This is a genomic window from Novosphingobium sp. FW305-C-30-35 (genome assembly GCF_058783135.1).
Map to the genome: position 1 here is coordinate 3,208,815 of NZ_JBYSYJ010000001.1, position 17,850 is coordinate 3,226,664.

General features: G+C 62.4%; 22 protein-coding genes and 1 riboswitch. Of the genes, 6 read left to right on the top strand and 16 right to left on the bottom strand.

The annotated features are described in order from the left end of the window. Positions 1-84: 84 nt before the first annotated feature. Positions 85-1,605, top strand: a complete 1,521-nt coding sequence (locus AC3WLM_RS15855; protein WP_492477936.1) for a flavin-containing monooxygenase — start codon at positions 85-87, stop codon at positions 1,603-1,605. 34 nt (positions 1,606-1,639) lie between these two features. On the opposite strand, the gene AC3WLM_RS15860 is transcribed toward AC3WLM_RS15855, so the two are convergent. The 3 genes from AC3WLM_RS15860 to AC3WLM_RS15870 all read right to left on the bottom strand — a co-directional run bounded on the left by AC3WLM_RS15860 (position 1,640) and on the right by AC3WLM_RS15870 (position 6,523). Continuing rightward, positions 1,640-3,058, bottom strand: a complete 1,419-nt coding sequence (locus AC3WLM_RS15860; RefSeq protein WP_492477938.1) for a flavin-containing monooxygenase — start codon at positions 3,056-3,058, stop codon at positions 1,640-1,642. A 91-nt stretch (positions 3,059-3,149) separates the two neighbouring features. After that, the gene (locus AC3WLM_RS15865; protein WP_492477939.1) at positions 3,150-4,433 is read right to left on the bottom strand and encodes a PepSY-associated TM helix domain-containing protein; all 1,284 of its coding nucleotides are present in this window, start codon (positions 4,431-4,433) and stop codon (positions 3,150-3,152) included. Continuing rightward, the gene (locus AC3WLM_RS15870; protein ID WP_492477940.1) at positions 4,433-6,523 is read right to left on the bottom strand and encodes a TonB-dependent siderophore receptor; all 2,091 of its coding nucleotides are present in this window, start codon (positions 6,521-6,523) and stop codon (positions 4,433-4,435) included. Before AC3WLM_RS15870 ends, AC3WLM_RS15865 begins: the two co-directional genes overlap by 1 nt. A 142-nt stretch (positions 6,524-6,665) precedes the next feature. Beyond that, positions 6,666-6,773, top strand: a riboswitch (TPP riboswitch). Positions 6,774-6,821: 48 nt separating this feature from the next. On the opposite strand from AC3WLM_RS15870, the gene thiC reads away from it, so the two are divergent. Then, entirely contained in the window at positions 6,822-8,705 is a 1,884-nt protein-coding gene (gene thiC / locus AC3WLM_RS15875; RefSeq protein ID WP_039332058.1) for a phosphomethylpyrimidine synthase ThiC, read from the top strand. Positions 8,706-8,776: 71 nt separating this feature from the next. Here thiC and AC3WLM_RS15880 read toward each other — a convergent pair whose 3' ends face one another. Then, positions 8,777-9,541: a DUF2726 domain-containing protein gene (locus AC3WLM_RS15880; protein WP_082013271.1), complete on the bottom strand. Its 765-nt coding sequence runs from the start codon at positions 9,539-9,541 to the stop codon at positions 8,777-8,779. Here AC3WLM_RS15880 and AC3WLM_RS15885 point away from each other — a divergent pair. Further along, the gene (locus AC3WLM_RS15885; protein WP_039332062.1) at positions 9,540-10,016 is read left to right on the top strand and encodes a surface antigen; all 477 of its coding nucleotides are present in this window, start codon (positions 9,540-9,542) and stop codon (positions 10,014-10,016) included. The two genes, AC3WLM_RS15880 and AC3WLM_RS15885, sit on opposite strands and share 2 nt — an antisense overlap. A gap of 43 nt (positions 10,017-10,059) precedes the next feature. Here AC3WLM_RS15885 and AC3WLM_RS15890 read toward each other — a convergent pair whose 3' ends face one another. Together AC3WLM_RS15890 and AC3WLM_RS15895 are read right to left on the bottom strand one after the other, a co-directional pair. Beyond that, complete coding sequence (locus AC3WLM_RS15890; protein ID WP_255355085.1) at positions 10,060-10,194, bottom strand: hypothetical protein; 135 nt, start codon at positions 10,192-10,194, stop codon at positions 10,060-10,062. 66 nt (positions 10,195-10,260) lie between these two features. Next, entirely contained in the window at positions 10,261-10,728 is a 468-nt protein-coding gene (locus AC3WLM_RS15895) for a YaiI/YqxD family protein (RefSeq protein WP_039332376.1), read from the bottom strand. A gap of 245 nt (positions 10,729-10,973) precedes the next feature. On the opposite strand from AC3WLM_RS15895, the gene AC3WLM_RS15900 reads away from it, so the two are divergent. Further along, positions 10,974-11,180 (top strand): cold-shock protein, encoded by a 207-nt coding sequence (locus tag AC3WLM_RS15900; RefSeq protein WP_039332064.1) that lies wholly within the window; start codon positions 10,974-10,976, stop codon positions 11,178-11,180. Positions 11,181-11,250: 70 nt separating this feature from the next. Beyond that, complete coding sequence (locus AC3WLM_RS15905) at positions 11,251-11,646, top strand: YybH family protein (protein WP_039332066.1); 396 nt, start codon at positions 11,251-11,253, stop codon at positions 11,644-11,646. A 14-nt stretch (positions 11,647-11,660) separates the two neighbouring features. On the opposite strand, the gene AC3WLM_RS15910 is transcribed toward AC3WLM_RS15905, so the two are convergent. From AC3WLM_RS15910 to AC3WLM_RS15920, 3 genes are all read right to left on the bottom strand, one after another. Next, entirely contained in the window at positions 11,661-12,059 is a 399-nt protein-coding gene (locus AC3WLM_RS15910; protein ID WP_492477941.1) for a hypothetical protein, read from the bottom strand. A 341-nt stretch (positions 12,060-12,400) separates the two neighbouring features. Then, positions 12,401-12,691, bottom strand: a complete 291-nt coding sequence (locus AC3WLM_RS15915; protein WP_039332377.1) for a hypothetical protein — start codon at positions 12,689-12,691, stop codon at positions 12,401-12,403. A 287-nt stretch (positions 12,692-12,978) separates the two neighbouring features. After that, positions 12,979-13,284 carry an alkylphosphonate utilization protein gene (locus AC3WLM_RS15920; RefSeq protein ID WP_492477942.1) on the bottom strand — a complete coding sequence of 102 codons (306 nt, stop codon included), beginning with the start codon at positions 13,282-13,284 and terminating at the stop codon, positions 12,979-12,981. Positions 13,285-13,363: 79 nt separating this feature from the next. Here AC3WLM_RS15920 and AC3WLM_RS15925 point away from each other — a divergent pair, with 79 nt between their 5' ends. Then, positions 13,364-13,966: a GNAT family N-acetyltransferase gene (locus AC3WLM_RS15925; RefSeq protein WP_492477944.1), complete on the top strand. Its 603-nt coding sequence runs from the start codon at positions 13,364-13,366 to the stop codon at positions 13,964-13,966. Here the strand turns inward: AC3WLM_RS15925 and AC3WLM_RS15930 are convergent. The 7 genes from AC3WLM_RS15930 to AC3WLM_RS15960 all read right to left on the bottom strand — a co-directional run bounded on the left by AC3WLM_RS15930 (position 13,959) and on the right by AC3WLM_RS15960 (position 17,797). Beyond that, positions 13,959-14,711, bottom strand: coding sequence for a sulfite exporter TauE/SafE family protein (locus tag AC3WLM_RS15930; protein WP_492477945.1), 753 nt, complete (start codon positions 14,709-14,711; stop codon positions 13,959-13,961). The two genes, AC3WLM_RS15925 and AC3WLM_RS15930, sit on opposite strands and share 8 nt — an antisense overlap. A 4-nt stretch (positions 14,712-14,715) precedes the next feature. Beyond that, the gene (locus AC3WLM_RS15935) at positions 14,716-15,120 is read right to left on the bottom strand and encodes a DoxX family protein (RefSeq protein ID WP_193826685.1); all 405 of its coding nucleotides are present in this window, start codon (positions 15,118-15,120) and stop codon (positions 14,716-14,718) included. Further along, positions 15,117-15,548, bottom strand: coding sequence for a cupin domain-containing protein (locus tag AC3WLM_RS15940; RefSeq protein ID WP_492477946.1), 432 nt, complete (start codon positions 15,546-15,548; stop codon positions 15,117-15,119). The genes AC3WLM_RS15935 and AC3WLM_RS15940 overlap by 4 nt, the downstream gene beginning before the upstream one ends. A gap of 35 nt (positions 15,549-15,583) precedes the next feature. Then, positions 15,584-15,937, bottom strand: coding sequence for a hypothetical protein (locus AC3WLM_RS15945; protein WP_492477948.1), 354 nt, complete (start codon positions 15,935-15,937; stop codon positions 15,584-15,586). A gap of 18 nt (positions 15,938-15,955) precedes the next feature. Beyond that, the gene (locus AC3WLM_RS15950) at positions 15,956-16,114 is read right to left on the bottom strand and encodes a hypothetical protein (protein ID WP_169745699.1); all 159 of its coding nucleotides are present in this window, start codon (positions 16,112-16,114) and stop codon (positions 15,956-15,958) included. Positions 16,115-16,224: 110 nt separating this feature from the next. Next, positions 16,225-17,061 (bottom strand): 2,3,4,5-tetrahydropyridine-2,6-dicarboxylate N-succinyltransferase, encoded by an 837-nt coding sequence (gene dapD, locus AC3WLM_RS15955; protein WP_062346734.1) that lies wholly within the window; start codon positions 17,059-17,061, stop codon positions 16,225-16,227. Positions 17,062-17,107: 46 nt separating this feature from the next. Continuing rightward, positions 17,108-17,797 (bottom strand): pyrimidine 5'-nucleotidase, encoded by a 690-nt coding sequence (locus tag AC3WLM_RS15960; protein WP_492478141.1) that lies wholly within the window; start codon positions 17,795-17,797, stop codon positions 17,108-17,110. Positions 17,798-17,850 lie beyond the last annotated feature (53 nt).

Consider the following 17,850-nt stretch of genomic DNA (forward strand, 5'->3'; position numbering starts at 1 on the left):
CGGTTGCATGTTGACGACGATCAATGTCACTTTCTGCAGTGAGCCGAAAACGGCCGCAATGGCGTCAGACCATGGAGAGGCATGATGAGCGAGCACGCAGCATCGGGCGGCGACTTCGACGTATTGATCGTCGGCGCGGGCATTTCCGGCATAGGCTCTGCCTGGCATCTGCAGGACCAGTGCCCGGGCAGGACTTATGCGATTATCGAAGCCAAGGACACGTTCGGCGGCACGTGGGAGACGCACAAGTATCCCGGCGTGCGATCGGATTCCGACCTGTACACCTTCGGCTATCGCTTCAAGCCCTGGGTCGGCGCGCCAATTGCCAGCGCGCAGGCAATTCTCGACTACATGGGCGAGGTGATCGAGGAAGGCGGGATCGACCGGCACATCCGCTATGGCCACACGATTACCAGTGCAAAGTGGGATAGTGCCAGCAACCGGTGGACGCTGGAAGCACGGACCAAGGACGGAAACACGGCCACGTTCACGGCCAATTTCTTGTGGATGTGCCAGGGCTACTATGACCACCAGGTGCCCTACATCCCGAAGGAGTGGCAGGGCGTTTCCGACTTCAAGGGTCTGTTCGTCCACGCCCAGCTGTGGAACCCGGCGACTGACGTTTCGGGCAAGCGGGTTCTCGTGATCGGATCGGGCGCCACGGCGGCCACGGTGGTCCCGGCGCTGTGCGATCTGGGAGCCACGGTCACGATGCTCCAGCGCTCGCCAACCTGGTTCTATGCTGCGCCAAACGTGAGCGAACTGGCCGAGCGGTTGCGCACGATCGGGATCGATGAACCGACGATCCATCGCGTTGTGCGGCAGGACTACATCTACAACTTCCATGAAATGGACCGTCGCAGTCGCGAAGAGCCCGAAGCCATGGCCGAGGACCTGCGTGCCCTGATCCGCGGGTACGTGGGTGAGGATTTCCAGTTCGAGCCGCACTTCGCCCCGCGCTATCGCGTTTGGCAGCAGCGGCTGGCCCAGTTGCCTGACGGCGATCTGTTCCAGCAGGTCGTGGCGGGCAATGCGACGGTAGTGACCGACACGATCGACCGGTTCACCGAGACAGGGGTCCTGACCAGCAGTGGCGAATTGCTGGAAGCAGACATCATCATGGCCTGCACCGGCTTCCGGCTGAAAGTGCTGGGCGATATTCCTTTCGAGGTGGATGGCCAGGCCGTGGACTGGGGCAAGACGGTGACCTACCGTGGCATGATGTTCACCGGCGTGCCCAACATGGCGTGGGTCTTCGGCTATTTCCGCGCGAGCTGGACCTTGCGCGTCGACATGATGGCCGACTTTGTCTGTCACCTGCTGAACCATATGACAGAGCGCGGTGCGAAGAAGGTGGAAGTCGCCTTTCGCGACGAGGATGCGGGCATGGAGATCTTGCCGTGGATCGAGGAAGACAATTTCAATCCCGGCTATCTGATGCGCGACATGGACAAGCTGCCAAGGCGCGGGTCAAACGATGTCTGGCGGCACAACCAGAACTACTGGCTGGAGCGTGAGGCCTTTCCGTCCATCGACCTGGATGGGCAGGAGTTCATCTACGACGGGGTACGGCGGGATGCGCCCCTTGCGGAGGCGGCCGAGTAGCCGCGCACGGTTGGACAAGACGATCGCGCTTTGATCAGACAGGTGGCGAGGATCGGGCCGGGACCGGCCGACGGTTGCCCTCGGCCCGGGCTCGCCTTGCGCCCGCGGCGAGTTCCTTGTTCAAGGCGCGAACATAGGCGTCGAAGTCCAACTGGATCGTATGGCGCCGTGCGGCATAGTACTGGCCGGTATGGTAGGCTTCGTCCGCCGCGATGATGCGATGCATTTCGGCTGGTGATGGCGGGGCATAGTCACCTGCAAGGTAGGCGGCGACGAGCTTCGACTGCTGTTCGGCGAAATTGACCAGGGTCGGCAGGGGCTGGGCGAGGCCGACATAGAACAGATCTGGTACTTCGGGCTTCATGATGCGCTTGAACAAGGGGGGCGGGCGATTGTCTGCATCGGCGGTGAATGCGGGATCGTCGAAGAACGGAAAGCGAATGTCATAGCCGGTGGCCCAGATGATCACGTCCACCTGCTCGCGGGTTCCGTCGCTGAAGGCGACGCCATCGCCGTCGAGCCGCTCGATGCCAGGCTTCATGATGATGTCGCCCGAGCCGGCGCGGAGCAGGAATTCGCCCGAGACTGTGCCGTGGCTCTCGAACGGACCGATATCGGGTTCGGGCAGGCCGTACTGGCTCATCCGGCCGACCAGCTTTTTTATCATGCGCGTGGCCAGCCAGTTGCGCAGCCGCTTGGGCATCCATGATGGGGCGGGATTCTTGTCGAGCGGCTGGCCGCGGTAGTATTTTGGCAGGACCCAGACCCCGCGCCGGGTGGAAACGAACAGCCGCGAGGCGATCGGGCGCTGCGACAGCTCCGAAGCAATATCCATGGCGCTGTTGCCCATTCCGACAACGAGTACGCGCCTGCCGACGCAATCGACCGGATCGAACGGACTGCGATAGGCATGGCTGTGGATCTGGGGACCGGAGAAGTGGCCCGGATAATCGGGGATGCGCGCAGCCCAGTGATGGCCGTTGGCCACGACAAGTGCATCGAAGCGCTCGGTCTCACCCGTGGAAAGGGAGATATTCCAACCGCCTTCGCCTCGCCGCGTCGCACTCTCTACCCGCGTATTGAACTGGATGTGCGGGCGCAGGCCGAAGTGATCAACGTAATCGTGGAAATACTGCAGAAGCTGGGCATGATGGGGGTAGTCCGGCCATTCTGTGGGGACGGGATAATCTTCGAACGCCAGCCGCCATTTCGACGTGTCGATGTGCAGGCTCTGGTAGCAGGCCGACATGCCGTTGGGATTGTTGAAGTACCAGTTCCCGCCAATGTCGTCGGACGCTTCGTAAACGACGAAGGGGATGCCACGATCCTGCAGGCGTTTGGCGGTAGTGAAACCCGAGCAGCCTGCGCCGATGATACATACGCGCGGGAGCGGACCAGGCGCTTGGGACGCGGCGACAGGCGCGATTTGCGGTGATGACACCAATTCGGTCATGGCAATGATCCTGCTCCATCGTCCGGGCTTGCGGGCCCGGAGCAGGAGTATCCTTAATCGCGTGATTAAGTCCAGCCGGCCGGGTGATCGGTCAAGTATTGCGGACGCGAAGTGAACTACCCGCACGCGCCGAGCGCTTTTTCAGCCAGATGACCACTCCGGTGACGGACAGCATGGTGACGAGCAGACCCAGCATGCTGACGAAGATCCGGTAGGGCAGGCCAAAGACCTGCGCCATGTGCAGCGCCGTGAGCCAGTTGCTGAACGTATTGGTGCCGTTGACGCCGCTGGGCCAGTAGACAGCCTTCATCTTGCCGGTGTTGCTGTCGAAAGCGATACCTGTGCCGCCGCCGTGATGGCCGATATCTGCCGCGGTGGTAAAGCCGTAGACGTACATGCCGCTGGTTGGCACGTGCCATAGCCAGCTTTCGCCCTCTTCGAGCGGCACAAGTCCTTGCTTCATGGACTCCTGTTCAGCGAGTTGCCTGGCGCGCTCGGTTGCGGCGCGGAAATCGAGGAGGGGGTTGTTCCGAGGAACAGCCAGGGCGCTTTCCTCCAAGATCAGCCGCGGATCTTGCGCGCCCAGAGCCTGCATCACGGGCACATGGACCTGCGGCAGGTTGAAGGACACGCTCGACCAAGCAAAAACCAGCAGAAGCGGCCATAGCCACAGGCCGCCGGCACGGTGGAGGTCGAAGTTGAGCTTGTAGGGTGTGGACTTCCAGCGGATGCGCCAGCTCGGGCGCCAGCGATCGAGGAAGGATGTGCGCGCAGGCTTCGGAGCCTTGGGCGGCAGCGTGAGGTAGAAGCCGACGAAACAGTCTACCGTCCAGACAAGCGCGGCAATCCCGAAGATCAGGGTCCCGAATGTATCGAGGGCAAGGCTGTAGTGCAGGCGATAGAGGAAGGGCATCAGGTTCTTCTGCCCTTGGGCAATGTTGCCCCATTCGCGGCGGCCTTGCTCCTCGCCGGTGACGGGATTGAGGAACAGGTCGTCCCATTCGGGCACGCCCGGCCCGTGTTCACGCTCAAGCCCGGTCTTCGGATCGAGCCAGTGGAGGTGGAGGCGCAGCGCCTTGCCCGGTTCCACCGAGAGCGGCAGGAAATCGAGCGCGGCACCGGGGTAGCGCGCCAGCACCTCTTCGCGCACGCGCAGGGGATCGGGCGTGCCGGTCCAGCTTGAATTGTGCAGTTCGGGCGCGGTGGCGGCTTCGAGTTCCTCGATCCATGGCAAGAGAGAACCGGTAAGGCCCGCCACGGCAAGGAACAGTGCAAGGGTGAGGCCTGCCCAGCGATGGACCATGACCCAGAATGCGCGCCCCGGCAGCGCGAGGCGCCGGGGCGATGGGACAGACTGTTGGGCGGTGGTGGCCATCAGAAGGTCATCCTGACAGAACCGGTGACGCTGCGCGGCGGCGAAAGGAAGGATTGATCCCAATAGAGGCTGGCGAGATGCTTGTGATTGGTGACATTGGCGACGTTGAGGTTGAAGCTCACGTTGTCATTGAGCTTGTAGCCGGCCTGGAGCTGCAGGGTGGCGTAATCGTCCTGGCGGATCGTGCCTACGCTGTTCGTGATGAACACCGAATCCTGCCAGCGCATCGCCGCGCCAAGTTGGACCTTCTCGACCGGCTCCCAGCGAAGCAGCAGGTTGGCAGTGGTGCGCGGAACATAGGTGCGGACGGGATCGCCGTTGCGCCCTTCGAGCGACAGGTGGGTGACGCCGCCCTGCACGGTCAGGCCGGGAGCAATGCGGCCGCCGACTTCCGCCTCGACGCCCTGGCTCCGCACGAAGATGCCGTTGTAGAGCGTCTGGCCGAGAGTGACGTCATATCCTGCGGCTTCGGCAAGGTTCGACTGTTCGGAGCGGAACAGGGCGAGCGAGCCGAACAGGGCCTTGTCGGCGGTCTCGCCCTTGAGGCCGGCTTCCCAGCTCTTGCCCTTGGCCGAGCCTACGGGCTTGAGGTTTGTGCCGAGTTCCTTCTGCGGATTGAAGATGTCGCTGTAGCTGCCGTAGATGTTGATGCCCGGCAGGATCCTGAAAGTGGCGCCGACGAACGGGCTGACCGCGCTCTCGCTGCGGGCGGCGCTGACGCCGAAAGTGAAGCCGGTGGTCTGCACGTCGATGTAGTTGGCGCCAAGGATCAGGCTCAGGCGGTCGGTCAGCTCGAGATCGGTGGCGGCACGGACCCGCCATTGCTTGTCCGAGATGCGCGCGCTTTCTACGGCATCGCCAAAGGCCGGGAATGGGACTTCCGTACCGTTCCAGCCTGATTGCAGGGCGGGGAGGGCACCCCAGGCCGGGTCGGTGCCGGGGACGGGGTAGGTGAGGTAGCCGAACTTCGCTGCGGTGCGCTGGACACCGAGGGTCAGCTTGTGGTCGCGGCCGAAGAGCTTGAAGGTGCCATCGAGGCGATTGTCCCAGATCCAGCCGCGTGCGGTGGAAAGGTAGCCGCCGGGGTAGCCGAACAGGCCGAGGCCCGTTTCGGCATCGGGCGTGCCATAGACGTAGAACAGCCGCGAGGGTTCGTCGTTGATGCGGCGCGAGAGATGGGTTTTGACGCTCCAGCCAGGAGCGAAAGCCCATGTGGCTTCTCCGAACGCGGTCTGGTCCTTGCTTTTCCAGTAGGTCCAGTCCTGCGTGGTCGACGTGGAGAAGTCCCAGTCGAGCTGGTTGCCCTCGCTGTCAAGCAACGGCAGCGCGCCCCACAGCACACCGCGCGAGGTGCCCTGCTGGCGGGCGTAGCCGAAGGACAGCGCCAGGTTATCGGCAATGCGGCCATCGACCACCGCCTGCAATGCCGTGCGGTTCGAGCGGTAGTCCCGCAAGTAGGAGTCCGCATTCTGCGCTGCACCGACAAGGCGGACGCCCCAGTTGCCATCCGACGTCAGCGGCATTTCGATATCGACTTCGCCGCGTACCCGGTTCCACGAGGCGGCAGTCAGTTCGCCGGTGACGCGGCGCTGGCCGGTGTAATGGCGGCGGCGGTAATTGATCGTGCCAGAAGGATTGCCGACGCCCGACAGCAGGCCATTGGCGCCTCGCACGACCTCGATTGAATCCCACATCACGGTATCGAGCGACCCAATCGCAGGCCCCCAGATGTTCGGCAACTGGATCCCGTCCACCATGGCTTCGGTGATGTCGAAGCCGCGGGCGTTGTAGTAGGTGCGGTCCGTCTCAGCCTCCTCGACGTTCACGCCGGTGACGTAGCGCAGGACGTCGTTGACCTCATCGAAGGCAAAGTCATCGAGCAGGGTGCGATCGACGACGGTTGCCGATTGCGGCGTGTCGATGATGGCCAGAGGGAGGCCGGTTGCGCCGCTGGCAACGCCCTCAGCCTGGTCTCCGATCACGGTGATGCGGTTTTCGGTGTCCTCAGCTTCATCGGCATATGCCGGATGTCCGCCAAGGACGAGGGCGGCAAGGGACGTAGCTGAAAGGAAATGCAAGCGATGCGACACGTTAGGCTCCCGTCTGTGATGGGCGGGCCTTAGTGCGATTCATTCGCAAGAGTCAATGCAAGTAAGAATCATTCGCATTAAAGATGTGTGAACCCTCATGGATTGGCTGGTTGCCAGTGTCGGCAGACCGCATTAGAAGTGCGGCCATACCCCGGGGAGCCAGTGTGGCTGAGAGGGGCTGGTCACGCAGCCCGACCCGTCGAACCTGAACCCGTTAGCACGGGCGGAGGGAAGGGCAGTGCCAGAGGTCAGAGCCATGGCACCCGCGCTCCCGATGCCTGACGAGAGGAGCGCTTGCATGGCCGACATCAACTCCAAGCTGGAAATCGGCGTTACCACTGGGCCGATCCGCGGCAGCCGCAAGATCCATGTGGAAAGCGCGCGCTTTCCGGGGCTGACCGTGGCGATGCGCGAGATTTCGCTGGAGCCTTCGAGCGGCGAACCGCCGGTGCGCGTCTACGACACGTCCGGCCCTTATACTGACACCAACGTCATGATCGACATTGCGGCGGGCCTGCCCAAGCTGCGGCGCGACTGGATCGTCGGCCGCGGCGACGTCGAAGAGTACGATGGCCGGGCAGTGAAGCCTGAGGACAACGGCCTGAAGGGGCCGGACCGGTCGGCGGGCGTGCCGCCTTTCCCGAATGTGGTGAAGCGACCGCTGCGTGCCAAGGCGGGGCAGAACGTCAGCCAGATGCACTATGCGCGCCAGGGCATCATCACCCCGGAAATGGAATATGTGGCGATCCGCGAGAACCTTGGTCGCAAGCAGGCCAAGGAAGCGCTGATCCGTGATGGGCAGGACTGGGGCGCTTCGATCCCTGACTACGTGACACCGGAGTTCGTGCGTGATGAAGTGGCGCGCGGGCGGGCCATCATTCCTTCCAACATCAACCACCCCGAGAGCGAGCCGATGGCGATCGGGCGCAACTTCCTCGTCAAGATCAATGCGAACATCGGCAATTCGGCGGTGGCATCGGACGTTGCGAGCGAAGTCGACAAGATGGTCTGGTCGATCCGCTGGGGCGCCGACACCGTGATGGACCTTTCGACGGGGCGCAACATCCACGACACGCGCGAATGGATCCTGCGCAACTCGCCGGTGCCGATCGGCACGGTGCCGATCTACCAGGCGCTGGAGAAGGTCGGCGGCGTGGCCGAGGACCTGACGTGGGAGATCTTCCGCGATACGCTGATCGAGCAGGCCGAGCAGGGCGTCGACTATTTCACGATCCACGCCGGCGTCCGCCTGCCCTACATCCCGCTGGCCGCCAAGCGCATGACCGGGATCGTCAGCCGTGGTGGTTCGATCATGGCCAAGTGGTGCCTGGCGCATCACAAGGAATCGTTCCTCTACGAGCGTTTCGACGAAATCACCGAGATCATGAAGGCCTATGACGTGGCCTATTCGCTTGGCGATGGCCTGCGCCCCGGATCGATCTACGACGCCAACGACGAGGCGCAGTTCGCCGAGCTTTACACCTTGGGCGAGCTGACCAAGCGCGCCTGGGCGCAGGACGTGCAGGTGATGATCGAGGGCCCTGGCCACGTGCCGATGCACAAGATCAAGGAGAACATGACCAAGCAGCTCGAAGCGTGCGGCGAAGCGCCGTTCTACACGCTCGGGCCGCTCGTCACCGACATCGCGCCGGGTTACGACCACATCACCAGCGGCATCGGCGCGGCGCAGATCGGCTGGTACGGCACGGCGATGCTTTGCTACGTGACGCCCAAGGAACACCTCGGCCTGCCGGATCGCGATGACGTCAAGGTCGGCGTGGTCACCTACAAGCTGGCGGCCCACGCGGCCGACCTTGCCAAGGGCCACCCGGCAGCGCAGGTGCGCGACGATGCACTGAGCAAGGCGCGCTTCGAATTCCGCTGGCGCGACCAGTTCAACCTGTCGCTCGATCCCGATACTGCCGAGCAGTATCATGACCAGACGCTGCCAGCCGAAGGCGCCAAGTCGGCGCACTTCTGCTCGATGTGCGGGCCGAAGTTCTGCTCGATGAAGATCAGCCAGGAAGTTCGCGATTTTGCCGCCAAGCAGAACCAGCCGATCGAGACGTTTGTCGCGGCTGACGAAGCCGAGGCGGAAGCCGGCATGAAGGCGATGAGCGCCAAGTACGACGAAATGGGGCGCGAACTTTATATCGGCGCGGGTGGTCGCGAACACGATTGATCGTCAAATGCCGATCCGGCTTGCTGCGTCACCAATGCGGCAAGCCGGATCGGCGCGAGATGCGTGAACGCTCAGGCGGGCTGGCGCAGCAGACCTTGCAGCAGCAGTCTGACCTGTGCTGGCGTCTGGTTGCTCATGACCTCGACATAGCCAATGCCTGCCCGCCGCAGAGCTTCCTTCTTCACGGCGTCTCTTGCTGCGGTTTCTGCCCCGAGGTGATGACCGCTGCCTTGAAATTCCACTGCATGGACAGGACGGCAGCTGTCGTCGACGATGAGCAGATCGACGCGCTTGGAATTGATGGCCCAATAGGCATCCTTGTCATCGCTCAACAGGATTTCGCCAAGCGATACCTGACCCATTGCGCGCCAGGTGGGCTTTTCTTCGCTCAAGGTCTTGTCGAGCACGGCGAGTAAGCGCCTTTCCGACTGGTTCAACAGCGGCCTGCTCTTGAAATCGGCCTCCATGACTCGGCGGAGTTGCTCTGCTGCAACTTCTGTCTGGCTCTTGTGGGAGAGCGTGGGGGCCTGGTGTGGACGGTATTTTCGTTCAGCCGATTTTCGACCCCGCCAGAAGGCCCGGCGTTCGGCGCGCTTCAAACCCTCGGCAAAGCGTTCGACCGCGATGCCGATAGCAGCGCCAATGGCGAGGAGGAGGGCAAGTAGGTGCGGCTTGTCTATCAGACTGACGATTTCGGATGGCATGGCAGAGGGATAGGGCAGGGGCAGTAATCGGAATCTTAATGCTGGCCGGGGAACTGCCGTCTTCACCATCCATTGGCTGAGCAACTGGGCGACGATTACGTTCGCTCTTCGGGAAGCATTGGAGAAGGCCATGACGAAAGCTCGCAAGGCGGCAATTGTGCTGGCAGCGGCTGCTGCGACGACTTTGACTGCAGCATGCACGAACAATGGGTATTATGACCGCCCCGGCTATGCGGATGGCTATGGCGATTGGGGTTATTACGATCGAGGGTATTACCAGCAGTATGGCCGGTATGATTACAATAATCCCGATCCGCGCTATGGCGGCTATTATGCCGACCGTTATTATCGCGATAATGCCCGCTATCGCGAGCGCCAGCTTTCCTACGATGACCGGGTCTATCGCGGGCGTGACGGGCGCTATTACTGCCGCAGGTCCGACGGTTCGACTGGACTGATCGTCGGCGGCCTTGGGGGCGCGGCGGCAGGAGCGATCATCGCCGAAGGTGACAGCAAGCCGCTCGGCGCGATCATCGGCGCGATCGGTGGCGCGGCGATCGGTGCGGCAATCGACAGCCGCAATCGCAGCAACGTGCGCTGCAGGTAAGCGATGGATGAACGGTGGGCTCCATGGGGAGCCCACCAGTTCGTCAGGTATTCTTGATATTATCCAGCCCTGCGATCACACCGGGTTTCATCGACGGGTTCGATGCGTTGGGCTTCTTGGGCTTTTCGGCTTTGGGCTTGCGAACCTCGCGGTTCGACTTTTTCTGGCTCTTCGCCATTATCGTTCTCCATGCGGGCGCGTGCCCGAAGGCCTCGCTAGACGCATCGGCCTGTAATAGCGACCTTTAACGCGTCAGTCTTGCCAAGGTCTCGTCCAGCGCAGACAGAAAGCGCGAGCGATCCGCCTTGGAGAATGGCGCCGGGCCTCCGATCACGTCGCCACCGGCGCGCAGATCGGCCATGATCGCGCGCGTGGCGATCTGACTGCCGATGGAGCTTGTGGTAAAGGGTTTGCCAGCCGGAGAAATCACTGCCGCGCCCGCTTTCAGGCACCGGTCTGCCAGGAGTATATCGGCGGTGACGACCACGGCTTTGGAACCTGCCGCTTCGGCAATCCAGTCGTCGGCGGCGTCGAAACCATCGCTGACCACCACGCGGCGGACAAGAGGATGTACTGGCACGCGGAAGGGTGAGTTGCTGACGACGGTTACTGGCACGTTCCGGCGGAAGGCGACCTTGTAGATCTCTTCCTTGACCGGGCATGCATCGCCATCGACCAGGATGCGCACGGCGTCGGTGGGCGTTTCAGGCATGATCGTCCAGTAGCTTTGCCGGAGCGGGATGGCCACTGTCCGATTAAGTTCGCCAAAGCGCGGGCGGGGTGCTACAAGAGCATCGCTGACGTCGAATTTTGCGACGGACTTCGGCATTGACTACCACGCTGGCGCTTCGGTTCTCGCGGGGCCTTCGACGACGATTTCCTTTCAATTGACGAACCACGCACGGCCCGGCGGCACTTTCGCTTCCGGGCAACACTCGTTCTTGGAAGGAACATCCCATGCCAGTAGGCACCGTAAAATTCTTCAACACCGAAAAGGGCTACGGCTTCATTCAGCCCGACAACGGCGGCGCTGACAGCTTCGTGCACATCTCGGCCGTCCAGGCTGCCGGCATGGCCAGCCTCGATAAGGACCAGCGCGTAAGCTACGAAGTCGAGACCGGCCGCAACGGCAAGGCTTCGGCCGTGAACCTCGTTTCGGCCTGATCGGAACCAACCTCGGCATCGACAGGCAACGGGGCTTTGCAAATTGGCTGAGCCCTGTCATCGCAACGCGATGAGCAACCCTGCCGATGCCGAACTGCAAGTCCGCCTCCGCCGCGCCGCGTTCAACCGCGCGCTGGCGGAGGGGGATCTTGCCGCGATTGCGCCGCTTCTCTCGCCCGATGTGGTTCTGATCACCGGCAGCGACAGTGCAGTCATTTCTGGGCGTAAGGCGCAACTGGCGGCTTGGAAGCGAGATTTCGCGCAAGCTCCTCGAGCCGTCTACGTGCGCAGCACCGATAGCGTGATCGCTTCAGCCGTAGAACCGATCGCCATGGAGCACGGGCGCTGGAGCGCAACTGTTCAGGAATCCGGCGAAGTGACGGCCGCCGGGACCTATGCCGCCAAGTGGCGCAAGATCGGTAACGGCTGGGTTTTGATCGCGGAAATTTTCTTGACGCTCGGCTGAGCCCGCCAATGCCTTCACGAGGCGGTTGGCAAGATATTCATAACGATAGCTTCCTGTCGCATTTCCCGGTCCGCCTGAGCCGGCAGATCCGCCTCTTCGTCTTCGATGACCTGGGGGTCAGGCGCAATCTCGTAATCCTCATATTCCGGAATCGCCTCTGCCGGAGGCAGGTCCTCTGGCTCGTCCCAAGGCTGCTCCCAATAAGCAATACGCATGGGGCGATGGAAAATAGGTGCCGGAGCCACCGGATAACTCTCGTAGGTGACGGCAGTGATTTCGGGATAGGCGTCCGGTCGCGCAACAGGGTATGGTCGCTCCGGTGAGGGCATGCGCGTCGGTATCGTGCTGGTCGCGGCAAGGCCCAAGCCGGCGCCGATGGCGATCATGACGGTGGCAAAGCGATCGAACAACACGAACCTGGCTCCTGCAACCCTCCCTTGGGGAAGGAATGCCGGAGCGTTGCGGCGGTTCCGGGGCGACCGGTTCGCCCGTCAATTGACCGTGGATCACCCCGGCTGGGCCGAGTCCAGCAACCGATCGTCGCGGTCCTGACGTTGGCAACACAGCGCTGGTGCTGACGGCGCGTGCTTGGGACGGTCACCAGATTCAAAACAGAAAGGGCGCCTCCTGCGGGAAGCGCCCTTTGCCGGGATCAGCGGTACAGCACGAAGCTGGCCTTGCTCACGGGTGAGGCGCTGCTTGCAAGCTGGCGACTTTGCGCCGAGTCTCTGGGCAGTCCCGTGTTGCGGGGCAGTCAATCGTTGCTGGCAGCAGCCTTGCTGGAGATCTTCTTGACGTCCTTGACGTCGAAGGTGACCGGGCGACCGTTGAAGCGGCCGGTGACGGTGCGCTTGGTGACCTTCAGTTCGAAGGGAACCTTGCCGGCATAGGCCGAGCCCTTGAGAACCTTGACGTCGCCCTGCTGTTCGGCGGTGTAATCGTACTTCACGCCCTGGTACGTGAACGAGCCGGTTTCCGGTTCTGCAGCAAACACGGGGGTGGCGACGAGGACGGCAGCAGCGGCAGCGAGGATAGTCTTGATCATGGCAATATCTCCTGGAAGATAAGGAAAGATTGCCTTCAGCACCCTTATCTTGTTGCGTTGCAGCATACTAATCGTGTGCAGTGCGGCAATTGTATTTGCCGTGCTGTCAGTTGCATGATTTGCAACTCGGTGCTTTTCGCCGCGAAAACAGGCGTTTGCCAGAGGTTGCGCCAACCCCGCCATGCCCCTTCATACGTAAGCATGCATAACGATTTGTCGCAGGGGTGCCGTCGAATCGAAAGCTACGCTGGCGGGGTGGCAACTTGCCGACCCCACGCCTCGGCCGGTCAGCGTTTGCGAACGAATTCGGCCCGCAGGACCAATCCCTTGATGCCGGGATACTTGCAGTCGATCTCCTGCGGGTCGCCCGTCAGACGGATCGACTTGATCAGCGTGCCCTGCTTCAAGGTTTGCCCGGCGCCCCTGACGTCGAGATCCTTGATCAGGGTAACCTGGTCACCATCAGCCAGGAGGTTGCCGACGGCGTCGCGAACCTCAACGGCGCTGGCGGCTTGGCGCTTTGCCGCGAGTTCGGATGCTGGCAGCCATTCGCCGCTGTCCTCGTCGTAGACATAGTCTTCATCTTCGCTCATCGTTCCCTCCATTCGCGCATCCCCGTGGCACGCGGGGGCGCTGCTTGCCAGCAAAAGCGGCATTCGAGGGAGGATATGCTTGGATCGGACAATCGTTCGCCTGGGACTTGGCGATGCTGACGCAGCGACCGAGACGTTGACTGCTGCCTTCCGTCAAGATCCGGCGATGAACTGGATGTTTGCCAATGATGAGGCCCGCGAGCGTCGAATGCCGCAGTTGATCCGCTGGATGTTCCACGATCACCTGCGGCACGGTATGGTATTGGGAACGGCCGGATGTGAAGTCGTCACGCTGTGGCGGCCACCGGGGAGCGTTCATGAGCATGCAAGTCTGACGCCGCCGGCGCTGGTGCGCTTTATCGCGATGCTCGGCACGGCCGTGCTGCGGGCGGAGCGCGCTGACCGGATGATCGGCAAGCATTTGCCGAAGGGTGAGCGTCAGTTCTATCTGCGCATGGCCGGTGTTCGACCTGACAGGCAGGGGCAGGGCCTTGGCGGCCTTGCCATCCGGGCTGGCCTTGCCGAAGCCGACGCTGCGGGGCTACCGGCCGTTCTGGAAACTGCGACGGAGAGCAATGTCGGGCTTTACCGCTCGATGGGTTTCGAACTGATCGACACGTGGCCGGTCGCCAGAAAGGGCCCGACATTCTGGACCATGAACAGGCCGGTGCCGTTCAGGTGAAGGCATCGACGATCAGCTTGCCGCCAAGCATGACCATCAGCAGGTAGATGATGGTGTAGAACCGATCAGGCTTGAGCGCGCGGACGACACGGACAGAGATCAGTGTGGTAATGACCGCCAACGGGACGAGCAGAGCGGCGGCCACCACCACTTCGTGGGTGAAGGCCCCAAGCATGATATAACTTGGCACCTTGAGCCAATTGATCGCGGCGAAAAGGATCGCGTTGGTTCCGGCATACATCAGGTGCGGAAGCTTGCGCGGGGTGACCCACATCTGGAAGGGCGGACCGCCCGCATGGGCGACCTGGCTGGTAAAGCCGGTGGCCATTCCGAACAGCGCGCCGACCCAGCCCGGAGATGCAGACGCGGCGGCCACGCGATTGCCACGCTCAATCCACAGGCGGTAAAGGCCGAACATGAGCGTGATGCCACCGAGAACGCCCATGAGTGCCTTCTCGTCGATACTGGCAGCAATGGCCCAGCCGATGCCGATGCCGACCATGGCTCCCGGCAGCATCCAGCCGACGATCCATTTGTCCCAGGCATGCCGGAAGGACCAGACGCTGACGACGTCCTGAACGATGAGGATGGGCAAGAGGATGGCGGCGGCGGTCGATGGCGGAAGAGCCAAGGCGGCAACGGGTGTGCCAAGTGCTCCGAGACCGGAAAATCCGCCCTTGGCCATGCCAACGAGAATGACAGCCACTGCGCAGGCGGCGAGGGTTGCAGGATCGGAAAGGAGCATCTGTCTATCGGGTCCGTGGCTTCCATGGCCATTCGATGACCCCGCCGGCCCACAGCGCAAGCCAGACGAGCACCGGTTGCGCAAACATGCGAGGGACATGATAGGCGAGGCCCGCGCCGTGATCCGACTTTGCCAGATCAATCGCAAAGTGGTTGATGTTGGCCGGGAAGACACACACCGCATAGAGTGCGAGACCTATGGACGCAGCCCGGCGGATCGGCAGGGAAGCGCCTTGCGCCAGGCCAACAGCACCGAGCAGTTCGGCAATGCCGGTCCACAGCACGACAGCTTCGGGGGCAGGGACCCATTGCGGCATGATGATCAGGAACGGGCGGGGCGATACGATGTGGATCACGCCCGCCGCGAAGTAGAACAGTGCCAGCGCCAGACGGGCAGCGGCGCGGATCATGCGCCGGGTTTCCAGCCGGGCGGGGCGAGGGTGAACCCGGCAAAGTCAAATCCCGGCGCCACAATGCATGAGACAAGCACGTAGCCATGTTCACCGGCGACAGGTTCGGCGGCCTGCCAGTGCCCGGCAGGAACGATCCCCTGCAGATCTTGCGTGGCGAGATCGTTTCCGAGGATCAGCGTCGAGGGTGCAGTTGTGGATTCCGCTGCAGTGTGCAGTGCAAGAGCATCACCCGCATGCCAGATCCAGATCTCGTCAGCATCGACGCGGTGCCAGTGTGATCTTTCGCCAGCTGTCAGCAGGAACAGGATCGCCGTGCTCGAGGCGCGTCCGCCGCCGACTGAAGGCGCACGCCAAGTTTCCCGGAACCACCCTCCCTCAGGATGGGGCGCGAGGTTCAGGCTGGAAATGATTTCATGCGCGGGCATCACGAAACGGTTGCCCGACATACGCGCTGAGTCAATCACCACAGTGCTGGGGTAAGTTGAAGGGGAACAGGAGAAACTTCGGTCCAGCCAAGCGCCGCGATGGCCGAGTTGCTTTCCTTGGCAGTCCTGTGTTCAGCGAGCGACCAGGTTATGTGCCAAGTGCCGCCGTCTGGTCTGCCAGTCGTCCCATCAATTGAAACGATATATGCCTCAACCCCTTCAGCATCGTCGACATATCCGACAATTTCAGCACGATGCACCGCTTCTGGCGGTATTGTTCCTGCGACTGACAGAGTCACGTGGTCAGCAATGGCTCGCTCGTAACGAGGCGGGAGGGCGGCGAGGAGGTTTTCGCGCTGGGTTCTGTCCAGCTTCCAACCCAGTGTCATGCCGCCCCCTCGTTCATTTTACTGGGGCGTGGTGAGCGCCCCGGTTACCCAGATGACTGTCAATGCACCGATGGCCAGGACCAGGCTGATCAGCAGGACCCAGCGTACCACGTTGAGGCCTTCGCCCCCGCGAGCCTCTTCGGTGGTGATGTGCGTTTCTTCGCCGCGTCGTTCCATGGCGCTTCTCCTTCGGTAGAACCGTGCTTGGCGACTCTACGCGCAGGCAAGCGCCCTGTTCCGGCAATGCCCCCATGGACATGACCGGAACGGTGATTAATTCAGATCAATCAATCGCGCAGGAGTTCGTTGATCCCGGTCTTGCTACGGGTCTGCGCGTCAACCGTCTTGACGATGACGGCGCAGTAGAGCGACGGGCCGGGGGTGCCGTCGGGCAGGGGCTTGCCCGGCATGGCACCGGGAACGACGACCGCATAGGGCGGCACGCGGCCAACGTGGACTTCACCCGTGGCGCGGTCGACGATCTTGGTGGAAGCGCCGAGGTAGACGCCCATCGACAGCACTGCGCCTTCGCCGACGATGACGCCTTCGGCCACTTCGGAGCGGGCGCCGATGAATGCGCCGTCTTCGATGATGACGGGGCCTGCCTGCAGCGGTTCGAGCACACCGCCGATGCCGGCGCCGCCCGAGATGTGGACGTTCTTGCCGATCTGCGCGCAGGAGCCGACCGTTGCCCAGGTATCAACCATGGTGCCTTCATCGACGAAGGCGCCGATGTTGACGAAGCTTGGCATCAGCACCACGCCCTTGGCAATGTGTGCGCCCTTGCGCGCGACGGCACCGGGGACGACGCGGAAACCGGCTTCGCGGAAGCGGTTCTCGCCCCAGCCTGCAAACTTCGAGGGCACCTTGTCAAATGCAGGAGCGCCGCCCGAGCCGGCCTCGATCACTGCGTTGTCGTTCAGGCGGAACGAGAGCAGCACGGCCTTCTTGAGCCACTGGTTGACGCGCCATTCGCCGTCCACCTTTTCGGCAGCGCGGGCCTTGCCGCTGTCGAGCAGTTCGAGCGCGGCCTCAACCACTTCTCGCACGGCATCGCTGGCCGGGGTGACATTGGCGCGGTCTTCCCAGGCGGCTTCGATGGCAGCTTGCAGCTGGTCTGTCATGGCGTTTCTCCGTGCGGGATCGGTATGGAACAAAATTGCGTGGCGACTAGCCGAGCGTTGCCTGATCGGCAAGCGCCGCAATCGTATGATCCAGCCATGCGACGACATCGTCTGTGACCACGTCGATTGCGGCATCATCCTTGGCGCGATCGCCCCAGTCCGTGGCGAGATCGAGCCAGACCGTCTGCATGCCGAGGGCCTTGGCCGGGGCGAGGTTGCGCGCCATGTCTTCGACGAAGACCGAAGTCTCGGGATTGACGCCCAACGCTTCGATCATGCTGGTGTATGCCGTGGGCTCGGGCTTGGGTTTGTAGGCCATGGCGTGGATGTCCCACAGCCCGTCGAAACTGTCGGAAAGATCGAGTCCGGCAAGCACCCTGGCGGCATAGGCATCATCGCCATTGGTGAAGAGGATCTTGCGGCCCGGGAGTTTCGCCAGCCTGTCTGCCAGACGCGGTGCGGCAGCCAGCGGGCTCATGTCGATGTCGTGCACGAAGCCGAGAAAATGGTGCGGATCGGTGGCGTGGTAATGCATCAGGCCTGAAAGGGTGGTGCCGTGATCGTGGAAGTAGAGCTTCTGCACGCGCCGAGCCTCCAGCTCGTCGCAGCCGAGCAGTTCCTTGATGAACAGGCCCATGCGCTCATCGATCTGATCGAACAGCCGGGTCGATGGGGGATAGAGCGTGTTGTCGAGATCGAAGATCCAGCAGTCAACAATCGTGGGATCGAAGGGCATTTGCGCATTCCAGTCCGGAACTGTGTCATTCGGCATTTACGGCCAACGGGTTA

Excerpts from the sequence above, each read along its gene's own strand:
- AC3WLM_RS15930 (WP_492477945.1), bottom strand. The coding sequence starts at position 14,711 with ATGCTCCTTTCCGATCCTGCAACCCTCGCCGCCTGCGCAGTGGCTGTC.
- AC3WLM_RS15940 (WP_492477946.1), bottom strand. The coding sequence starts at position 15,548 with ATGCCCGCGCATGAAATCATTTCCAGCCTGAACCTCGCGCCCCATCCT.
- AC3WLM_RS15900 (WP_039332064.1), top strand. The coding sequence starts at position 10,974 with ATGCCAGTAGGCACCGTAAAATTCTTCAACACCGAAAAGGGCTACGGC.
- AC3WLM_RS15960 (WP_492478141.1), bottom strand. The coding sequence starts at position 17,797 with ATGCCCTTCGATCCCACGATTGTTGACTGCTGGATCTTCGATCTCGAC.
- AC3WLM_RS15855 (WP_492477936.1), top strand. The coding sequence starts at position 85 with ATGAGCGAGCACGCAGCATCGGGCGGCGACTTCGACGTATTGATCGTC.
- AC3WLM_RS15865 (WP_492477939.1), bottom strand. The coding sequence starts at position 4,433 with ATGGCCACCACCGCCCAACAGTCTGTCCCATCGCCCCGGCGCCTCGCG.
- AC3WLM_RS15915 (WP_039332377.1), bottom strand. The coding sequence starts at position 12,691 with ATGATCAAGACTATCCTCGCTGCCGCTGCTGCCGTCCTCGTCGCCACC.
- AC3WLM_RS15895 (WP_039332376.1), bottom strand. The coding sequence starts at position 10,728 with ATGCCTGAAACGCCCACCGACGCCGTGCGCATCCTGGTCGATGGCGAT.
- AC3WLM_RS15905 (WP_039332066.1), top strand. The coding sequence starts at position 11,251 with ATGAGCAACCCTGCCGATGCCGAACTGCAAGTCCGCCTCCGCCGCGCC.
- AC3WLM_RS15885 (WP_039332062.1), top strand. The coding sequence starts at position 9,540 with ATGACGAAAGCTCGCAAGGCGGCAATTGTGCTGGCAGCGGCTGCTGCG.
- AC3WLM_RS15950 (WP_169745699.1), bottom strand. The coding sequence starts at position 16,114 with ATGGAACGACGCGGCGAAGAAACGCACATCACCACCGAAGAGGCTCGC.
- AC3WLM_RS15880 (WP_082013271.1), bottom strand. The coding sequence starts at position 9,541 with ATGGCCTTCTCCAATGCTTCCCGAAGAGCGAACGTAATCGTCGCCCAG.
- AC3WLM_RS15890 (WP_255355085.1), bottom strand. The coding sequence starts at position 10,194 with ATGGCGAAGAGCCAGAAAAAGTCGAACCGCGAGGTTCGCAAGCCCAAA.
- thiC (WP_039332058.1), top strand. The coding sequence starts at position 6,822 with ATGGCCGACATCAACTCCAAGCTGGAAATCGGCGTTACCACTGGGCCG.
- AC3WLM_RS15860 (WP_492477938.1), bottom strand. The coding sequence starts at position 3,058 with ATGACCGAATTGGTGTCATCACCGCAAATCGCGCCTGTCGCCGCGTCC.
- dapD (WP_062346734.1), bottom strand. The coding sequence starts at position 17,061 with ATGACAGACCAGCTGCAAGCTGCCATCGAAGCCGCCTGGGAAGACCGC.
- AC3WLM_RS15945 (WP_492477948.1), bottom strand. The coding sequence starts at position 15,937 with ATGACACTGGGTTGGAAGCTGGACAGAACCCAGCGCGAAAACCTCCTC.
- AC3WLM_RS15935 (WP_193826685.1), bottom strand. The coding sequence starts at position 15,120 with ATGATCCGCGCCGCTGCCCGTCTGGCGCTGGCACTGTTCTACTTCGCG.
- AC3WLM_RS15920 (WP_492477942.1), bottom strand. The coding sequence starts at position 13,284 with ATGAGCGAAGATGAAGACTATGTCTACGACGAGGACAGCGGCGAATGG.